The sequence below is a fragment of the Mesorhizobium sp. 2RAF21 genome (assembly GCF_052115345.1).
In the GTDB taxonomy this organism is placed as follows: domain Bacteria; phylum Pseudomonadota; class Alphaproteobacteria; order Rhizobiales; family Rhizobiaceae; genus Mesorhizobium; species Mesorhizobium terrae.
Map to the genome: position 1 here is coordinate 236,898 of NZ_JBFRGM010000010.1, position 16,019 is coordinate 252,916.

14 protein-coding genes are annotated in these 16,019 nt (G+C 65.4%); 12 read left to right on the forward strand and 2 right to left on the reverse strand.

The features are described from left to right. The first annotated feature begins 65 nt into the window (after positions 1–65). Together AB4136_RS18360 and AB4136_RS18365 are read left to right on the forward strand one after the other, a co-directional pair. Positions 66–1,943, forward strand: coding sequence for an ABC-F family ATP-binding cassette domain-containing protein (locus AB4136_RS18360; protein WP_024926204.1), 1,878 nt, complete (start codon positions 66–68; stop codon positions 1,941–1,943). A 26-nt stretch (positions 1,944–1,969) separates the two neighbouring features. Further along, positions 1,970–2,146 (forward strand): hypothetical protein, encoded by a 177-nt coding sequence (locus tag AB4136_RS18365; protein WP_161773090.1) that lies wholly within the window; start codon positions 1,970–1,972, stop codon positions 2,144–2,146. Positions 2,147–2,262: 116 nt separating this feature from the next. Here AB4136_RS18365 and AB4136_RS18370 read toward each other — a convergent pair whose 3' ends face one another. Next, the gene (locus AB4136_RS18370) at positions 2,263–3,210 is read right to left on the reverse strand and encodes an AraC family transcriptional regulator (protein ID WP_024926205.1); all 948 of its coding nucleotides are present in this window, start codon (positions 3,208–3,210) and stop codon (positions 2,263–2,265) included. 145 nt (positions 3,211–3,355) lie between these two features. Next, positions 3,356–4,105, reverse strand: coding sequence for an IclR family transcriptional regulator (locus AB4136_RS18375; protein WP_024926206.1), 750 nt, complete (start codon positions 4,103–4,105; stop codon positions 3,356–3,358). Positions 4,106–4,267: 162 nt separating this feature from the next. Between AB4136_RS18375 and AB4136_RS18380 the strand changes: the two genes are divergently transcribed. From AB4136_RS18380 to AB4136_RS18425, 10 genes are all read left to right on the forward strand, one after another. Next, a complete protein-coding gene (locus AB4136_RS18380) occupies positions 4,268–5,668 on the forward strand; it encodes a transaminase (RefSeq protein ID WP_024926207.1) in 1,401 nt (466 codons plus the stop codon). Between the two features lie 3 nt (positions 5,669–5,671). After that, positions 5,672–6,469: an SDR family oxidoreductase gene (locus AB4136_RS18385; RefSeq protein WP_024926208.1), complete on the forward strand. Its 798-nt coding sequence runs from the start codon at positions 5,672–5,674 to the stop codon at positions 6,467–6,469. After that, positions 6,466–7,239 (forward strand): SDR family NAD(P)-dependent oxidoreductase, encoded by a 774-nt coding sequence (locus tag AB4136_RS18390; protein WP_024926209.1) that lies wholly within the window; start codon positions 6,466–6,468, stop codon positions 7,237–7,239. Before AB4136_RS18385 ends, AB4136_RS18390 begins: the two co-directional genes overlap by 4 nt. Before the next feature lie 51 nt (positions 7,240–7,290). Further along, entirely contained in the window at positions 7,291–8,955 is a 1,665-nt protein-coding gene (locus AB4136_RS18395; RefSeq protein ID WP_024926210.1) for an amidohydrolase, read from the forward strand. Further along, positions 8,942–10,039 (forward strand): CobW family GTP-binding protein, encoded by a 1,098-nt coding sequence (locus AB4136_RS18400; protein WP_024926211.1) that lies wholly within the window; start codon positions 8,942–8,944, stop codon positions 10,037–10,039. The genes AB4136_RS18395 and AB4136_RS18400 overlap by 14 nt, the downstream gene beginning before the upstream one ends. 28 nt (positions 10,040–10,067) lie before the next feature. After that, complete coding sequence (locus tag AB4136_RS18405; RefSeq protein WP_036254024.1) at positions 10,068–11,252, forward strand: ABC transporter substrate-binding protein; 1,185 nt, start codon at positions 10,068–10,070, stop codon at positions 11,250–11,252. 60 nt (positions 11,253–11,312) lie between these two features. Further along, positions 11,313–12,182, forward strand: coding sequence for a branched-chain amino acid ABC transporter permease (locus AB4136_RS18410; protein ID WP_024926213.1), 870 nt, complete (start codon positions 11,313–11,315; stop codon positions 12,180–12,182). Continuing rightward, positions 12,169–13,884, forward strand: coding sequence for a branched-chain amino acid ABC transporter ATP-binding protein/permease (locus AB4136_RS18415; protein WP_024926214.1), 1,716 nt, complete (start codon positions 12,169–12,171; stop codon positions 13,882–13,884). Before AB4136_RS18410 ends, AB4136_RS18415 begins: the two co-directional genes overlap by 14 nt. Next, complete coding sequence (locus AB4136_RS18420; RefSeq protein WP_024926215.1) at positions 13,881–14,573, forward strand: ABC transporter ATP-binding protein; 693 nt, start codon at positions 13,881–13,883, stop codon at positions 14,571–14,573. The genes AB4136_RS18415 and AB4136_RS18420 overlap by 4 nt, the downstream gene beginning before the upstream one ends. Before the next feature lie 170 nt (positions 14,574–14,743). Beyond that, complete coding sequence (locus tag AB4136_RS18425) at positions 14,744–15,679, forward strand: sensor domain-containing diguanylate cyclase (protein WP_024926216.1); 936 nt, start codon at positions 14,744–14,746, stop codon at positions 15,677–15,679. The last annotated feature ends 340 nt before the right edge of the window (positions 15,680–16,019 follow it).

Here is a 16,019-nt window from a genome sequence, read left to right on the forward strand (position 1 = left end):
GGATTTAACGGTGTCGACTGGACGCCCTTGCCATTGTGGTCTGTCCGGGCCAAATACGCGCCGCTATGCTTATCATCAATGATCTCTCGCTCCGCATCGCCGGCCGCCTGCTTCTCGACCATGCCTCGCTGACGTTGCCGGCGGGCACGAAGGCCGGGCTCGTCGGACGCAACGGCACCGGCAAGACCACGCTGTTCAAGGCCATCACCGGCGATCTCAGCTCCGAGACCGGGTCAGTCAGCGTGCCGAAGAACACGCGCATCGGCCAGGTCGCGCAGGAAGCGCCCGGCACCGAGGATTCGCTGCTCGAGATCGTGCTTGCCGCCGACAAGGAGCGTGCGGCTCTCCTCGAAGAGGAAAAGACCGCGACCGATCCGCATCGCATCGCCGAAATCCATATCCGGCTAGCTGACATTGATGCGCATACCGCCGAATCCCGCGCCGCCACCATTCTGGCCGGCCTTGGCTTCGACGAAGTGGCGCAGCAGCGTCCGGCTTCGTCCTTTTCGGGCGGCTGGCGCATGCGTGTGGCGCTGGCCGCGGTGCTGTTCTCGCAGCCCGACCTTCTGCTCCTCGACGAGCCGACCAACTATCTCGACCTGGAAGGCACGCTCTGGCTGGAGAACTATGTTTCGAAGTACCCGCATACGGTGCTTCTGATCAGCCACGATCGCGATCTTCTGAACCGCGCGGTCAATTCGATCGTGCATCTAGACCAGCAGAAGCTGAGCTTCTGGCGCGGCGGGTACGACCAGTTCGAGCGGCAATTGTCCGAGCAGCAGGAGCTGCAGGAAAAGGGCCGGGTAAAACAGGAAGCGCAGCGCAAGCATCTGCAATCCTTCGTCGATCGCTTCCGCGCCAAGGCCTCGAAGGCGAGGCAGGCGCAGTCGCGCATCAAGGCGCTGGAGCGCATGAAGCCGATCGCCGCGCTGGTCAACGATAGCGTCAAGCCGTTCTCCTTCCCGGAGCCGGTCAAGACGGTGGCCTCGCCGATCGTTGCGCTCTCCGGTGTCAACGTCGGCTACGCGCCGGGCCAGCCGATCCTGAAGAAGATGACGCTGCGCATCGACGCCGACGATCGCATCGCGCTGCTCGGCGCCAACGGCAACGGCAAGTCGACCTTCGCCAAGTTGCTCGCCGGCAGGCTGAAGGCCGAGACCGGCACGATGACGATTGCGCCGGGGTTGAAGGTGGCGATCTTCGCCCAGCATCAGCTCGACGATCTGCGCCCCGACGAGAATGCCTATGAGCATGTGCGCCGGCTGATGCCGGAGGCGCCCGAATCGAAGGTTAGGGCGCGTGTCGCGCAATTCGGTCTGGCGACCGAGAAGATGAACACCCCCGCCAAGGATTTGTCCGGTGGCGAAAAAGCGCGCCTTCTCATGGGGTTGGCGGCTTTTGATGGACCGAACCTGTTCATCCTCGACGAGCCGACCAACCATCTCGACATCGATTCCCGCGAATCGTTGATCCATGCGCTCAACGATTTTCCGGGCGCCGTGATCCTGGTTTCCCACGACCGCCACCTGCTCGAAGCGACGGCCGACCGGCTGTGGCTAGTCAAGGACGGCGTGGTCAACCCGTATGATGGCGACCTCGACGACTACAAGACCTTGGTGACCGGCGTGTCGGGCGACCGTCGCGAGAAGCGCGAAGCCGACAAGGCCTCGAAGGCCGACCGCCGCCGCGAGGCCGCCGCAAGACGTGCAGCGCTGGAGCCTCTGGCCAAGGAAATCCGGGCGACAGAAGGACTTATGGACCGTCTGCGCAAGCGAATCGATCTGATCGAGGACGAGCTCGCCAATCCGGCGCTCTACGAAAAGGACCCGATCAAGGCGACGAGGCTGGCCAAGGAGCGTTCCGAGCTTTCCGGCCAGCTCAACGGCCATGAGGAGCGCTGGCTGACGATGTCAGCCGAATATGAGGAAGGCGTCGCGGAATAGGCGGATCAGCCGCTCGCGGTCGAAAAGTGGATATCCGCGCCGAACGGCAGCCGGAGTCAAAAAACTTCGCTTTTTCTTTTCAAGCGCTTGCGCGGATTTTGAAAGGAACGGCGATGCTTTTTGTTCACATGGGCGAAATCTGTCCGAAAATGCCCGTGTTTCCTTCGCTCGAAGGCTTATTGGCCGCGCAAATTACGAAATGACCGTGTCACCCGACCTCCGTCGAGTCGCAGCGGCGTCGAAACGAGAATCAGGATCATGAATCTGGTTCGATGAACGACCGTCCCTCCGCGTAACGGACGGACGGCCGCGCCCGATCTCAATGCAGCTTGCCGAGCACTGTGTCGCGAAGCTCGCGCGGTGCGACTTCGTATTTGGCCTTGAAGGCTCGTGAGAAGTGCGCGCTCGAATTGAAGCCGCAGGCAAAGGCGATTTCGGAAATCGAGACGTCGGCCGAGGCCAGCAGGGCCTCGCGGCTGCGCTCCAGTCGCCGGTCCCAGACGAAACGCTCCAGCGTCATGCCTTCGCCCTCGAAGGCGCGATGCAGGTAGCGGCGCGAGCAGCCCATATGGCGGGCGATCTCGTCGGTCGACAGGTTGGAGCGGGCCAGATTGGCGTCGATATAGGCGACGATGCGCTCGCGCAGCGCTTCCAGCGGGGCGCGACGCGCTTCGACCGGCTGCGGCTTGCCGCGGATCAGGCCGTTGACGAGCTGGATAAGGCTTTCGCCGACACGCCGGCAGCCGATCTCGTCGAGACGGCGTGCCTCGCCGATCGCCATCTGCATGAGGCCGGAGACGATGTGGGTCAGGCTGTCGTCTTCGCCCGGCAGCGGCAGCGGCGCGGCAAGCCGGGCCAGCGTGTCGTCGGTGAAGGTCGAACGCGGCACCTGCAGGATGAGCTGGTTGACGCCGCTGAGGTTCTGCAGCGTGTAGGCGCGCACCGGGTCGTAGATGATCGTGGATCGCGGATTGAGGTCGACGGCGATCGATTGCTGTTCGAATCGGCTGCGACCGTTGAGCTGCACGAGGATCTTGATGGCATCGGGGTCGAAGCTGCGCCAATAGGCGCGGTCATTGACCACCAGATGCGACTTGGCCCTGATTTCCGACAACCGGCAGGGCCCCAGATTGACCGAGACCAGCTTGGGGATGGATTCGGCCGACCCGCGCGCGAACCGCTGCGTGATCGGGCCGAACAACATGCGCGACGTGGACAGGAAGGCCTCGCCGTCGGCAACGCTCAGATGATGGGCGGCAGCTTGCATGTCGTTCCTCCTAGAAGCAGCCTCCCGTCTTGGCGCGGGATGGTGCTGCAGCCTAGCGCAAATGCGAGCGCGGCGCAGCCATCAAGGAACTTAACACGCTAATCATCTTCGGGGCAACGGGGCGAAGACGCGGCCGATGTCCATGTCAGACGGGGTCGCCGGCCAGCCTTGCCGAGATCTGGCGCGCCGCCCGCATCGCCGCTTCGCCCTGGCTGGCCGCAACCGCGTCGCTGGCCCGCGACATGGGGCAGGCGACGGCCATCGTGCCGATCGGCGCGTTGTCCGAACCCAGTATCGCCACAGCAACGCTGTGCACGCCTTCCTCGTAACCCTGGGCGCTGCGCGAATAGCCGTGCCTGGCGGCGAGGCGTATGGCCTCGATCAATTGGTCGCGGTCGGTGACGGTGTGCGGGGTAAAGCGATCGAGCGGCCTGTCGACATGGGTTTGCAAGATGTCGGCTCGCGAGGCGGACAGGAAGGCGATGCCCGACGCGGTGCCATGGAGCGGCAGCACCTGGCCGACATCGACATTGACGCGATTGGCCTTGGTCGACAGTTCCACATGCACGGTCAGCAGCGCGCCGGCGCTGAATTCCGAAAGGTGGACGGTCTCGCCCGTCTCGACAGACAGATCGCGTACGATGGGGGCGGCGACCCGCACATAGGGAAAATGCGCGTCGCGGATGCGGCCGAGCCGAGACAGGCCGGCGCCGAGCCGATAGCGCCGGCTATGCGGCTCTTGTTCGATCAGGCGATGGCCGGCGAGCGCGACGAGCAGTCGCCGCGCCGTCGCCTTGTCGAGCCCCGCCTTGCGGGCAATGTCCGACAGGCCGATTTCGGGCTCGGCCAGGGTGAACAGTTCCAGCAGTGAGATGGCTTTGTGAACGGTGCTCATCGAGCAGGTCTCTCCGAGATAATTAGCGTGTGAATTAACTTGACAGCACGCGATTCAACCGACAGTCTGTCTACAACATATAAAACGTCGGTTCAAATAATGAACCGAAGCGAGTTGGAACGTGTTGCGGCGACGCAGGTCCGGGCAACGCCAAGGGAGACGATGATTGTGACGGCAGCCGCCCGAACCGATTCACATGCCGCGACGATCGACACGCTGCTGGACCGCGAGCAGGAACGCTTCCTGCGTCTTCATCCTCGCTCCGCCCAGGACTGGGAAGCTGGCAAGCAACATTTCCTCTATGGCGGACCGTCGCACTGGATGCGCCGCTGGGCCGGCGGCTTTCCCGTCTATGCCGCCGAAGCCAAGGGTGCCCATATCCGCGATGTCGACGGCAACGACTATGTCGACTTCGCGCTTGGCGACACCGGCGGCATGTGCGGCCATGCCCCGGAGGCGGTAACGCGCGCGGCCGTTCGGCAATTGCAGAACGGCACCACCATGATGTTGCCGACCGAGGACAGCCTCTGGGTCGGCGCCGAACTGACGCGCCGCTTCGGCATGCCTTACTGGACGCTGACCACCTCGGCCACCGACGCCAATCGCGGCGCCATCCGCATCGCCCGCATGATCACGGGCCGGCCGAAGGTGCTGGTCTTCTCCGGCTGCTATCACGGCGGCGTCGAGGAAGCGCATGTCGAAATCCGCGACGGGCGCGTCGGCCTGCGCAACATGATCCATCCGAACGGCGTCGATCATTCCACCGTCTCGCGCGTGGTCGAGTTCAACGATGTCGCGGCCCTTGAGCAGGCGCTGTCGGCCGGCGACGTCGCCTGCGTGCTGACCGAGCCGCTGATGACCAATTTCGGCATGATCCCGGTGGCCGACGGTTTCCACGAAGCGCTGCGCGAAATCACCCGGCGCACCGGCACGGTGCTGATCATTGACGAGACCCACACCATTTCCAGCGGGCCGGGCGGCTACACCAGCCAGCACGGCCTGGAGCCGGACATTCTCGTAGCGGGCAAGGCGATCGCCGGTGGCATTCCGGCCGGCGTGTTCGGCGTTTCCCAGGAGATTGCGGAACGGCTGTGGGCGATCGTGCCGATGGTCAACCCGCGCGTGCGGCAGTCAGCCCATCTCGGCATCGGCGGCACGCTGGCCGGCAATGCGCTGACGGTGGCCACCATGCGCGCGGTGCTGGAAGAGGTGCTGACGCCGGCGAACTTCGAACGGATGATCGCCAATGCCACACGCCTTGCCGACGGCGCGCGCGGCATCATCGAGGCGCGCAAATTGCCCTGGCACGTCACCCAGATCGGTGCGCGCGCCGAGATCATGTTCATGCCGAAGCCGCCGCGCAACGGCGCCGACGTGATCGCCGGCCGGCGCGGCGACCTCGAGACGCTGCTGCACGCCTATTACATGAACGAAGGCATATTGGTGACGCCGTTCCACACAATGTTCCTGATGTGCCCGGCGACGACGGCCGCTCAAGTCGACCGTCATACCGAGGTTTTCGGACGCTTCGTCGATCTTTTGGCCGACGCGGGAGTGTCCTGACCGATGAGCGCGCCCGCCTTCGATCTGAGCGGACGGGTCGCCCTGGTGACGGGCGGCGGACGCGGCATCGGCGCCGCGATCGCGACGCGTTTGGCCGAGGCCGGAGCTTCCGTCGTCATCGCCAACCGCACGCTCGATGTCGCGGAAGCGCTCGCCGCCGACCTCACCGCTCGCAACCTTTCGGCGCGGACCGCGCCGTTGCCGGGTCTCGGAAGGGCGGAGTTGCATGATCTCGTCGGCAGCGCGGCGGCAGGGGCGGGACGGCTCGACATCGTCGTGCACAATGCCGGCGGCTGTCCCTGGGCGTCGATCGACGAGCTGGACGAAGAGAAGCTCGAACAGGCGCTGTCGCTGAACCTCAAGGCCTGTTTCTGGCTGGCGCAGGCGGCGGCGCCGATCATGCGCAGGCAGAATTTCGGCCGCATCCTGGTGACGTCGTCGGTCTCGGCGCGTGTCGCCATGGCCGGCGGCGCGCATTATTCGGCGGCCAAGGCCGGCGTGAACGCCTTTATCCGGGGCGCCGCCTTCGAATATGCCCGCGACGGCATCACGGTGAACGGCGTCGAGCCGGGCTTCATCGCCAAGGATCGCGGCTCGATGAGCAAGCCTGAGGTGGCGGACAGGCTCGGCCAGTTCATCCCGGTCGGCCACTATGGCGAGGCCGACGATATCGCCTTCGCCATGCTCTATCTGGCGTCTGAGCAAGCCAAATACACCACCGGCCAGACCATCGTCGTCGACGGCGGCTCGACCCTGCCGGAAACCGGATACGCGGTCGAAAAGCATTGGGGGCTGTCGTGAGCGGGCGTTTGCAGGGGCGCAGGGCGCTGATCACCGGTGCCGCCACCGGCATGGGGCGGGCGACCGCCGAATTGTTCAGCAGGCAGGGCGCCGAGATCGTGCTGTTCGGCCTCGGTGGTGAGGCATTGGACGATGCGGCGAAGGCAAGCGGCGGCAGGGCCGTGCATGGCGACATCACCGAGAAAGCCGACGTCAACCGCGCCATCGATGCCTGCGATGGCCAGCTCGACATCGTCGTCAATGCCGCCGGGTTGATGATCCTCGACGAACCGGAAACGCTGACCGACGAGACCTGGGAGAAAAGCTTCGCCGTCAATGTCACCGGTTCGATGATGGTGTGCCGGGCGGCGCTGCCATTGCTGAAGAAAAAGGGCGGCGCGGTCGTCAACATCGCCTCGGTCGGCGCCTTCAACGCCAGCGCCCAGAACGCCGCATATTCGGCGAGCAAGGCGGCGCTCGTCTCCTACACACGCTCGCTCGCCTATGCGCACGGGCCGGACGGCATCCGCGCCAACGCGCTGGCGCCGGGCTGGGTGCGCACGCCGATGAGCGAGGAGGAGATGGAGGCCGCCGCTGCCCTGAGCGGCGCGACGCCGGAACAGGAATTCGCGGCGCTGACCGGACGCATCGCGCTGAGGCGCATCGCCGACCCCGCCGAGATCGCGTCCTGCTGCCTTTTTCTCGCGTCCGACGAGGCGTCGTTCGTGACGGGCGCGGTGCTGGTTGCCGACGGCGGAGGACGGGCGCCGACCCACAACAGGGCGGTGTGAGGAGAACACGGTCGGCAAACGGCCGAATGCATTGGGTGGAGGAAATTGAGAATGCCTGACAAAAGTGCCGACCTGGTTCTTGGGCAGGGCCGCATCTACACGATGAACCGCAGGCAGCCCTGGGCATCGCATGTTGCGGTGAAGGGCGGCCGCATCGTCGCGGTCGGCGACGCGGCGAGCGTCGCGCCTTTTACCGGCAAGAATACGCGTTCGGTCGATCTCAAGGGCACGATGCTGATGCCGGGCGTCGTCGACGTGCACGCCCATTTGATGATGGGCGGCCAGGCGGAACTGTTCGAGCTGCGTTATGCCTCGACCTCCAGCTTCGAGACCATTGTCGAGAAGGTGCGCGAGAAGGCGGCCTCGACCAAGCCCGGCAGCTGGATCATCGGCGGCCAGTGGGGCAGCGACCTGCATGCGAAGCTGAACAGCCTCGAAGCGCTGGCCAGGCTGGATGATGCCGCGCAAGGCCGTCCGGTGATGCTGCGCGACGACAGCTATCACAACCGCTGGGTGAATTCCGAAGCGATGCGGCTGGCCGGCATCACCCGGGAGACGCCGGACCCCGACAAGGGCTCGATCGGCCGCGACCCGGCAACCGGCGCGCCGACCGGCCTGATGATCGAATCCGCCTCGGGCCTGGTCGAAAGCGTGATCGCCAATTCCGGCTACTACACGCAGGAAATGGACCGGGCGGCGATGGCGCAATCCATCTCGACGCTGAATTCCTACGGCGTGACGGCCTTTCTGGACGCCGCCGCCATGCAGCCGATCCTGGCCGCGTTGAAGGGCCTCGACGATCGCGGCGAACTGACCGCCTGGTCGGTGTCGGCGATGCCGGCGGTGGAACCGTCCTTCATGTTCGGCATCGCCGGCGACGAGTTGATCGCGCTGAAGGAGCAGTATCGCAGCGCCCATGCCAAGCCGGACTTCGTGAAGGTCTTCCTCGACGGCGTGCCGGGCGCCAAGACCGCCGCCTTCCACGAGCCCTATGTCGCCGACCCGATCCTGGGCTGCTGTTTCCGCGGCTCGACCATCGTCACCGTGCCGGACCTGATCCGCTGGGTCGGCAAATGCGAAAAGCTCGGGCTGGCGGTGAAGATCCACTGCGCCGGCGATGCGGCGGTGACCCAGGCACTCGACGCCATCGATGTCGTGCGCTCCTTCAATGGCCCGACCAGGCTGATCCACCACATCGCCCATGCCAGCTATATCGCGCCCGCCGACATTGCGCGCTTCGCCGAACTCGGCGTCGCCGCCGATTTGTCGCCGTTCCTCTGGTATCCGACCAGCTTCCTCGAGGGTCACAAGCAGGCGATGGGCGTGGAGCGGGCGCTGCGCTTCTGGCCGAACAAGCAATTGTTGGCGGCCGGCGCGCTGCTGGCCGGCGGTTCCGACTGGCCGGTGATGCCCAATCCCGACCCGTGGAACGGCATCGAGGGCCTGGTGACGCGCCAGAACCCGAGCGGCGAGTTCGCCGGCGAAGCGCTCTGGCCGGAAGAGGCGATCGACGTCGCCACAGCACTCGAGATCTTCACCATCAACTCGGCCCGCGCCATCGGGCTCGGCGAGACGATCGGCTCGATCGAGGTCGGCAAGTCGGCCGACTTCATCGAACTCGACCGCAACGTGCTCGACATTCCGGCCGACGAGATCGCCGACATCAAGGTGATGACCACCTGGTTCGAGGGGAGGGTGGTGTATGAACGAAGCTGACGCTGGGCTCATCCCGGTCACCATCCTCACCGGCTTCCTCGGCTCCGGCAAGACGACGCTGCTCAACCGGCTGCTGAAAGAGCCCTCGCTGGCGGGTGCGGCCGTCATCGTCAACGAGTTCGGCGCGGTCGGGCTCGACCATCTGCTGATCGAGGCCAGCGAGGAGCAGTTCCAGTTGCTCGACAATGGCTGCGTGTGCTGCACGGTGCGTGGCGATCTGGTCGAGACGCTGAAGGCGCTGCACCGCCGCACCGCCGAGGGCGAGCTGCCGCAACTCAGCCGCGTCGTCATCGAGACGACGGGTCTGGCCGATCCCGCGCCGATCCTGCACACGCTGATCGCCGAACCGGAGCTCGCCAGCCGCTACCGCATCGCCGGTGTGGTCACCACGGTCGACGCCGTCAACGGTCCGGCGACGCTGGAGCGCCATGCCGAGGCGGCGAAGCAGGTGGCGGTGGCCGACCGCCTGATCATCACCAAGGCCGATCTTGCCGACGGCTGGACGGTGGAAGCGCTGGAGCGCCGGCTTGCGGCGCTGGCGCCGGCGGCGGAGCGGAGCCTCGTCGCGGATGTCGAGCTGGAGACCCTGCTCGACGCCGAGACGCTTGCGGGCGAGGCGCGGGCGGACAGGATCGCGGCATGGTTCGACAAGGCCGAGCAGTCGGTTCACGACCACGCGCATGAATGCGGCGCCGGTTGCGATCACCATGACCATGACCACCATCATGATCATGGCCGCCACCACGGCATCCAGTCCTACAGCTTCGTCATCGACGAGCCGGTCGAGTGGTCGGCCTTCGCCACCTGGCTCGACTACGTCGCGGCGTTGAAGGGGGAGGACCTTCTGCGCCTGAAGGGGCTGGTCTGCGTCGCCGACGATCCGGAACGTCCGCTGGTGCTGCACGGCGTGCAGCATGTGTTCCATCCGCCGGTCCGGCTCGACGCTTGGCCGTCTGAGGATCGGCGCACCAGGCTCGTCTTTATCGTCCGCGATATCGCGCGGGAGGTGATCGAACGGACGCTCGTGAAATTCGCCGGGGTTCGCCCGGCGGGACCGCAGGCGCCCGAAAGACATGCGGCATGACAACCAACAATCAAGGGGAGTGAGACACATGCATTGGAAATCAGCTTTGCTTTCTGGCGTCTTTGCCGCGATCGGCATCGGCGCCCTGACGGGAGGTGCCGCGGCCGCCGGTCCGACCTGCGCCAACGGCACGATCAAGGTCGGCGCGGTCTCGACCATCACCGGCCCCGCCGATTTCAGCGAAGTGCCGAAGGCGACGCAGGCTGCGTTCGATGCCGTCAACGCCGCCGGCGGCATCAATGGCTGCAAGATCGAATACACGATCGCCGACGACAAGGCCGATCCCGCCGTTGCCGCCCAGGCCGCGCGCGACCTGATCGACAACAAGGAAGCGGTCGCCCTCGTCGGTTCGGGCAGCCTGCTCGACTGCGCCGTCAACGCCGTCAACTACAGCCGCAAGAAGGTCCTGTCGGTGCAGGGGCTGGGTGTCGACGCCGCCTGTTTCTCCTCGCCCAGCGTCGCACCCGTCAATGTCGGCCCGTTCACGCTGTCGACCGCCATGGGCTACTACGCAACCAATGTGCTGAAGAGCCAGAAGTTCTGCGCTTTCTTCATCATCATCGGCGGCACCCAGGAAGCCTATAAGAAGGGTATCGAGGATTGGGAGAAGATCACCGGCCAGAAGGTGCATCTGCTCGATCTGACGCTGCCGTTCCAGGGCGACCTGACGCCCTACGTCATCAAGGCGCGCGATGCCGGCTGCGACACGGTGCTGACCAACCAGGTCGAGCCGCAGGTGGTGCAACTGATCAAGACGGTGGATGCGCAGAAGATCACCGGCATCAACTGGCTGTTCCTGGCGCCGGGCTACACGGTGCAGGTGGCGAAGGCGCTCGCCGACACCAAGCAGCCGATCTATGCCGGCACCGAATGGGAGCCCTTCACCGAAACCGGGTCGGCCGCCAACGCTCAATGGATCGCCGACATGAACAAAGCCGGCCGGCCGCTCACCGCCTTCTCGCAGGGTGGCTATCTGGCCGCCAAGATGTTCCTCAAGGTGATCGAGGGCATCGATGGCGAAGTGACGCGCGAAAGCGTGAGCAAGGCGCTTCTGCAAATGAAGCCGATCTCCGATCCGCTCGCCGGCTCGCCCTACGTATTCGGTGAAGCAAAGACCCATTCGCCGATGCGCGCTACCAAGGTCATGAAGCTCGAAATGGGGGCCTGGAAGGTGGAGACACCGGAATGGGTCGTGCTTCCTGACGCAAAGTAGCCGCTGGCTGGGGGGCGGCGGACAGGTTCCGCCGTCCTCTTTTTTCATTCGGGATCATCAATGAATTCGTTTCTCACACCCGCAATCGCGGGGCTGGCGGCAGGCGGCACCTATGCGCTGCTCGGCGTCTGCGCCGTCTTCACCTACCGGCTCGTCGCCGTGGTCAATTTCACCGGTGCCGCGATCGGCTCGGCCGGCACCTTCGCGCTGATCGCGCTGACCGAGACTGGTTATCCGACATTTCCGTCGGTCATCGCCGGCATCCTGGTCGGCGCCGCGGTCGGTGTCGCGATCGGTTTCATCATGACCCGCTGGTTCGCGGAAGCGAGCCCGTCGACCAAGGCGGCGGTGACGGCGGCCATGCTGGTCGGCCTGATCGCCATCGGGTTGCGACTGACCGGCGGCCAGCATCCGCGCGTCATGCCGGACCTGTTTCCGGGCTCGGCCTTCCGCATGGCTGGCGTCGAGGTGACGATCGCCTCCGTTCTCACCATCGGCCTTGCCGTGCTTTTCACCGTGCTGTCCGACCTGTTCCTTAACCGCACCCGCATTGGCCTGCATCTTCGCGCGCTGTCGGAGCGGCCGCTTGCCGCCGAACTCTTGGGCGTCAAGGTCAGGCTTTTGTCTCTCCTGGTATGGGGTGCGACCGGCGCCTTCACCACCTTCGCGCTGATGATCATCGCGCCGCAGCGCTCGCCGAACTTCATGACACTGAGCCTGCTGGTTGTTCCGGCGCTGGCGGCTGCCCTTGTCGGGCTGTTCCGCAGCTTCTGGCTGACGCTTGCCGGCGGCATTCTGCTCGGCGTCGCCGAGGGCCTGGCGAGCTCGGTCGATTCGATCAGCCAATACCGCAGCGCCATTCCGTTCCTGGTCATCTTGGCCGTGCTTCTGTGGTCGCAGAGGGAGGCCCGCTGGGATGAAGCGCGCTAGTATCCGGGCCTCGCTCGTCATTCTTGCCGCCGCCATCGTGCTGGGCGGTGTCATCGTCGGGCTTTTGCCGTCCTATTGGGTGTTCCTGGCGACATCGGTGCTGATCACCGGCGTCGCGCTGCAGAGCCTCGGTCTCGTCGCCGGTCGCACCGGCATGATCGCGCTGTGCCAGATGTCCTTCGCCGGTGTCGGCGCATGGACGGTGGGTTATCTCAACCTCGCCGAAGCGCCGGGCGGACTGGCGACATGGATCCTGCTCGGCGGGTTTGCCGCCGTGCCGCTGGGCGTCGCCATCGGCCTGCCGGCGCTGCGCCTGCGCGGCATCAACCTTGCCATCGTCACTCTGTCCTTCGCCGCCGCCTTCGACGTCATCCTGGCGACCATGACCTTTCCCGGCCAGACCGCCTTCATCCAGGTGCCGCGACCGGCATTGTTCGACAGCGACGAGGGCTATTTCATCTTCGCGCTGATCTTCTATGTCGCGATTGCCGTCGTGCTGGAATTCCTGGCGCGTTCGCGGCTGGGAGCTTCCTGGCTGGCGGTGCGCCATTCCGAGCGCGCCGCCGCCGCCCACGGCGTCAGCGTCGCCAAGGCTAAATTGTCCGCCTTCGCCATCAGCGCCTTCATTGCCGGTATCTCCGGCGGCTTGCTGGCCGGTTATCTCGGCACGCTGGTCGCCGAGAATTTCTCGATGATGCAGTCGCTCAGCCTCTATGCGGTGGCGGTGATGACCGGCGCGCATTTTGCCGAAGGCGCCATCATCGGCGGCATTCTGGTGGTCATGTTCCCCGAACTGCTGCGTCGCTTCAACCTGCCGCAGGATCTCGGCAACGTGCTGTTCGCGGTCGGCGCGGTGCAGGCACTGTCGACCGGCGAGACGATGAGCGAGACCTTCCGCCGCCTGTTTCGCAAGCTGGCGCGCCGGCCGGGTCGGGTCGGCGGCGCGAAGGGCGATGACGGCGGCCTGCCGGCGCGCGTGTCGCATCCGGCGGGTGCTGCCCTGCAGGTGGACAAGCTGACCGTGCGCTATGGCAGCGTGGTTGCTCTCGATGGTGTCGACCTGACCGTTCCGGCCGGCATCGTCGCGGGCCTGATCGGCCCGAACGGCGCCGGCAAATCGACTTTCATCGACGCGGTGTCGGGGTTCCTTCGTTCCTATGAAGGATCCGTGCGATTGGGCGGCGTTGCACTCGAGGGACGGTCCGCGCATGAGCGCGCCCGTGCCGGCGTGCGCCGCACCTGGCAGACCAACCGCATCGCGCCGGAACTGACCGTCGGCGGCTATCTGCGGCTGGCGGCGGGAAACCTGACGGAGACCGAGGTGCGCGCGATGCTGGACTGGCTGGATTGCCCGGACCCGGAAACACCTGTCGTTGCCGTCGATGCCGGCACGCGCCGTCTGCTCGATGTCGCCGGCGTGGTGGCGGCGAGGCCCGCCGTCATCCTGCTGGACGAACCCGCCGCCGGCCAGTCGCACGAAGAGACGTTGAGGCTTGGCAGGCGCATCGCCGAAATTCCGGCGCGCTTCGGCTCCTCCGTGCTGCTCGTCGAGCACGACATGGATCTGGTGCGCAGCGCCTGCAGCCAGGTGACCGTGCTCGATTTCGGCCGTGTCATCGCGTCCGGCCCGCCGGCTGTTGTGCTCGACCAGAGCGCGGTCAAGCGCGCCTATCTCGGCATTGAGGAGAGTGTCGCGGCATGAGCGAACTTGTCATTTCTTCGCTGTCGATCAGCCGGGCCGAACTGCCGGTTGTCACGGGCCTCGACGCGCGCGTCGAAAGCGGCTCGATCAGTGTCGTTTTGGGCGCCAACGGTGCCGGCAAGACGACCTTGCTGGAAGGATTGTCCGGCGTCATCCCGGTCAGCGGCGGCGTGGTTTCGATCGACGGCCGCGAAATCCAGAAGGCGAGGCCCGGCCAGCGCTCGCGCGAGGGGCTGGCGCATGTCGAACAGGGCCGCACCATTTTCAGCCAGCTGACCACCGAGGAGAATTTGCGCGTGGCGCTGCGCGACGGCAGCGGTCTTTCCGAAGCCTATGCGCTGTTTCCGGAACTTCTGCAGCGCCGTTCCGTGCGGGCCGGCCTGTTGTCGGGCGGCGAGCAGCAGATGCTGGTGATTGCGCGTGCGCTGCTGACCCGGCCGAAGGTTTTGATGATCGACGAGATGTCGGCGGGGCTGGCGCCGGTGATCGTGTCCAGGCTGATGGCGGCGGTGCGCCGGCTGGCCGACACCGGCCTCGCGGTCCTTCTGGTCGAGCAGTTCGCAGCGCTCGCTCTGTCGATCGGCGACCGCGCCTATGTCATGCGCCGCGGCCGCGTCGTCTATGACGGCGACTGCCCGAGCCTGCTGCGCGCGCCGGACGAATTGCACCGGCTTTATCTCGGAGGGTAGGGCGGTCCGCCGCACCCACTTCGCCGCCCGATTTTTGCACACGCAAGCCGGACGGCGTCTGGTGTAATGGGGCTAAGTCCCGGATGTTTTAGCCGCTTCGCAAAAACGACACGTGCACAAGCGATCCTTGTTAAGGATTTGTTAAATGCGCGGTCTTGCTATTGGCGGCCATGGACGACGTGTTTCTGAAACTGTCGGAAATTCAGGAGCGTTCCGGCGCGTTCATTGCGCTTTACGACGGTTCCGACTGCTTGCGCTTCGCCAACCGGGCCTTTCGGGAAGCCTATTTCATCGAACCGGACGAAACGCCGCTCTGGGCGGATCTGATGCGCCGCAACTTCGCCGCCGCGCGCGGCACGGTGATCCGCACCCATGCCTTCGAGGAATGGCTGGTCTCGACGCAATCCCGGCGCGGCAAGGTCGGCTTCAGGGCGTTCGAGACCGATCTCGCCGACGGCCGCTGGCTCTGGATGACCGAAACCGTCGACGACAATGGCTGGATGCTGTGCATCGCCTCCGACATCACCTCGATCCGGGCGGCCGAACGCAAAGTGCGGCAGGACCGCGACTTTGCCATGAAAGTTGCCCAGACCGATGAACTGACCGGCGTCGCCAACCGCCGTTTCGTCCTGGCCCGCGCCGAGGACGTCATCGCCAAGGCCGCCGCCTTGTCCAAGAGCGTCGGCTGCCTGGCGATCCTCGACCTCGACAATTTCAAATACATCAACGACCGTTTCGGCCATGCAGCGGGCGACATCGTGCTGCGCGACTTCGCCAGGAAGATCCACGGACAGGTACGCCGGCTGGACAGTTTTGGCCGGATCGGCGGCGAGGAGTTCGCCCTCGTCCTGCCGGCGACCCGGCTGGAAGAGGCCGAACTGATTGTCGGCCGCATGCTGCTTCAGGTCAGGCAATCGCGCCCGCTCAGGGGCAATGCGGAATTCACCTACACATTCTCCGCCGGGATTTCCGAAGTCCGCGGCAACGATACGCTCGACACGCTCTATGAGCGCGCCGACAAGGCGCTTTATTGCGCCAAGCTCGGCGGCCGCGACCGCATCCAGGTGGAAAAGCCGACCGAAGGCGAGCCCGCGGCGGTCGGTTGACGCGGGGAGGGGGCTGGCGCGCATCCCTGGGGAAAAAGATGTAGCCGGTTTCCGAGCCTTTTTGCCGCGCAAACCGGCGGATTTGCGGGCTTTTCGACCTTGTGTTGCGCTCCCGTCAGTACCGGGTCGCGGAAAAAAATCACAAAGACGGCAAAACTATCCACATCGGCTGTTGACAGTTCGAAGCACCCCCGACTATATACGCCTCAACAACGAGGGCGGTGCGCCGCTGGCGACCCCGGAGTTCGCTTCTAAGGAAGCCGCTTCGAGCCCTGGTTGAACGAATTCAAGAGAGCCGCGTAAGCGACACTCGATTGGGTCTGAAGGCGAAAGCGGCCGG

Excerpts from the sequence above, each read along its gene's own strand:
- AB4136_RS18420 (WP_024926215.1), top strand. The coding sequence starts at position 13,881 with ATGAGCGAACTTGTCATTTCTTCGCTGTCGATCAGCCGGGCCGAACTG.
- AB4136_RS18395 (WP_024926210.1), top strand. The coding sequence starts at position 7,291 with ATGCCTGACAAAAGTGCCGACCTGGTTCTTGGGCAGGGCCGCATCTAC.
- AB4136_RS18375 (WP_024926206.1), bottom strand. The coding sequence starts at position 4,105 with ATGAGCACCGTTCACAAAGCCATCTCACTGCTGGAACTGTTCACCCTG.
- AB4136_RS18405 (WP_036254024.1), top strand. The coding sequence starts at position 10,068 with ATGCATTGGAAATCAGCTTTGCTTTCTGGCGTCTTTGCCGCGATCGGC.
- AB4136_RS18385 (WP_024926208.1), top strand. The coding sequence starts at position 5,672 with ATGAGCGCGCCCGCCTTCGATCTGAGCGGACGGGTCGCCCTGGTGACG.
- AB4136_RS18400 (WP_024926211.1), top strand. The coding sequence starts at position 8,942 with ATGAACGAAGCTGACGCTGGGCTCATCCCGGTCACCATCCTCACCGGC.
- AB4136_RS18410 (WP_024926213.1), top strand. The coding sequence starts at position 11,313 with ATGAATTCGTTTCTCACACCCGCAATCGCGGGGCTGGCGGCAGGCGGC.
- AB4136_RS18370 (WP_024926205.1), bottom strand. The coding sequence starts at position 3,210 with ATGCAAGCTGCCGCCCATCATCTGAGCGTTGCCGACGGCGAGGCCTTC.
- AB4136_RS18360 (WP_024926204.1), top strand. The coding sequence starts at position 66 with ATGCTTATCATCAATGATCTCTCGCTCCGCATCGCCGGCCGCCTGCTT.
- AB4136_RS18415 (WP_024926214.1), top strand. The coding sequence starts at position 12,169 with ATGAAGCGCGCTAGTATCCGGGCCTCGCTCGTCATTCTTGCCGCCGCC.
- AB4136_RS18425 (WP_024926216.1), top strand. The coding sequence starts at position 14,744 with ATGGACGACGTGTTTCTGAAACTGTCGGAAATTCAGGAGCGTTCCGGC.
- AB4136_RS18380 (WP_024926207.1), top strand. The coding sequence starts at position 4,268 with ATGATTGTGACGGCAGCCGCCCGAACCGATTCACATGCCGCGACGATC.